At 68.0% G+C, this 1739-nt stretch carries 3 protein-coding genes; 1 reads left to right on the top strand and 2 read right to left on the bottom strand.

Annotated elements, in window-relative coordinates; genetic code table 11:
• Nucleotides 1-83: 83 nt before the first annotated feature.
• On the bottom strand, nucleotides 84-446 hold the full coding sequence (locus tag AC3WTC_RS20475; RefSeq protein ID WP_492712426.1) for a TfoX/Sxy family protein: 363 nt from the start codon (nucleotides 444-446) through the stop codon (nucleotides 84-86).
• Nucleotides 443-925, bottom strand: coding sequence for a GAF domain-containing protein (locus tag AC3WTC_RS20470; RefSeq protein WP_025878430.1), 483 nt, complete (start codon nucleotides 923-925; stop codon nucleotides 443-445). The genes AC3WTC_RS20475 and AC3WTC_RS20470 overlap by 4 nt, the downstream gene beginning before the upstream one ends.
• 67 nt (nucleotides 926-992) lie before the next feature.
• On the opposite strand from AC3WTC_RS20470, the gene bioD reads away from it, so the two are divergent.
• Nucleotides 993-1685: a dethiobiotin synthase gene (gene bioD, locus AC3WTC_RS20465; RefSeq protein ID WP_492712425.1), complete on the top strand. Its 693-nt coding sequence runs from the start codon at nucleotides 993-995 to the stop codon at nucleotides 1683-1685.
• Nucleotides 1686-1739 lie beyond the last annotated feature (54 nt).

Raw genomic sequence — 1739 nt, 5'->3', positions numbered from 1 at the left:
CCATCCCACAGGAAACCCGCTGTTGCTGTTGCTGTTGCTGTTGTTCCTGAGGTTGCCGGCCAGCGGCCGGCACTACCAAACAGTCAATCCTCGTCGGCGTTTTCGGCCGTGCTTTCTTCGCCGTCGTCCCCGGCGTCGAAGCGCTGCTCATGCACCGGGCCCGAGGCCGGACCTGCCGCCTTCAGCGGATGCACGGCAATCCGCGCTTCGTAGTCCTGCACCAGCGCCGTACGCTGCGGCTCGCTCAATTCCTGCCAGTGGCAGTCCAGCAGCGCACCTTCCAGCGAATACAGCAGGTTGAGGCTGGGCTTGAAGCCGGCACGCTTGACCTTGACGAAGGCACCGACGGCACCGATGGCAACCAGGTCCTCGCGGCTGCGCAGGCCCACCTGGCGCAGCCATGCCGCACTCTTCGGGCCGATGTTGCGCAGCTTGACCGCGCTCACGCCAACGCCCCGACGAACACCTCGGCGATGGCTTCCAGGCCGGCCTGGTCCTCGGCATCGAAGCGGCCAACGACCGGGCTGTCGATATCGAACACGCCGATCAGCTCCCCACCGCGGAGCAACGGCACCACCAGTTCCGAGCGCGATGCGGCGTCGCAGGCGATATGGCCGGGGAAGGCGTCCACGTCTTCGATCCGCTGGGTAACGCGCTGGCTGGCGGCCGCACCGCACACGCCCTTGTCCAGCGGAATGCGCACGCAGGCCGGCAGGCCCTGGAACGGACCGACCACCAGTTCCTTGCCGTCGTACAGGTAGAAGCCCACCCAGTTCAGGTCGGGCAGGGCGTGGTAGACCAGTGCAGCGAGGTTGGCCGCATTGGCGATGCGGTCGGACTCGCCGTAGACCAGGCCACGGGCCTGTTCCAGCAGCTGGGCGTATTGTTCCGGCTTGCTGCCGGTGAGCGAGGCGTTGGCGAACATGGCCGCAGTCTAGCAAGCGTGCCGGGCCAGCGATAATGGGGGCTCTGCTGCCCTGCTGGAGCCTGTGATGTCCCTGCCTGCCACGTTGCCGACGGCCCTGTTCGTCACCGGTACCGATACCGAGATCGGCAAGACCGCCGCCAGTACCGCGCTGCTGCACGCGCTGCGCCGGCGCGGCCTGCGCGCGGTGGGCATGAAGCCGGTGGCCAGCGGCAGCCATGACGCGGGGCAGGGGCTGCGCAACGACGACGCGCTGGCATTGCAGGCCGCCAGCCTGCCGGTGCCTGACTACGCCGATCTGAACCCCTACGCATTGCGCCAGCCGTTGGCGCCCGAACTGGCGGCCGCAGAAGATGGCGTGCGCATCGAACTGGCCCCGATCGTGGCGGCCTTCGAACGCCTGCGCGCACAGGCCGACGTGGTGGTGGTCGAAGGCGTGGGCGGCTGGCTGGCGCCGTTGTCGGCGCAGCTGGACCAGCTTGACCTGGTACGTGCGCTGCGGCTGCCGGTGGTGCTGGTGGTCGGCATGCGCCTGGGCTGCGTCAATCATGCGCGGTTGACCGCACACTCGCTGCAGGCCAGTGGCGTGGAGTGCCTGGGATGGATCGGCAACCACATCGATCCTTCGATGCAGCGCCAGGATGAGAATTTCGCGACCTTGCAGCAGCGTCTGCCGATGCCCTGCTGGGGCCGGCTGCCGCATCTGCCGGGCGACGATGGTGAAGCGTTGAGCGCGTATCTGCACAGCGACCACAGGTAGTGCCGGCCGCTGGCCGGCAACTGCACGCGTTTCACCACCTCGAGGTTGCCGGCC

It is taken from the genome of Stenotrophomonas sp. FW305-C-20-S1 (assembly GCF_058783335.1).
Note: the sequence above shows the minus strand (reverse complement) of the source record. Positions and strands in the feature narration are given on the sequence as shown.

Excerpts from the sequence above, each read along its gene's own strand:
- AC3WTC_RS20470 (WP_025878430.1), bottom strand. The coding sequence starts at position 925 with ATGTTCGCCAACGCCTCGCTCACCGGCAGCAAGCCGGAACAATACGCC.
- bioD (WP_492712425.1), top strand. The coding sequence starts at position 993 with ATGTCCCTGCCTGCCACGTTGCCGACGGCCCTGTTCGTCACCGGTACC.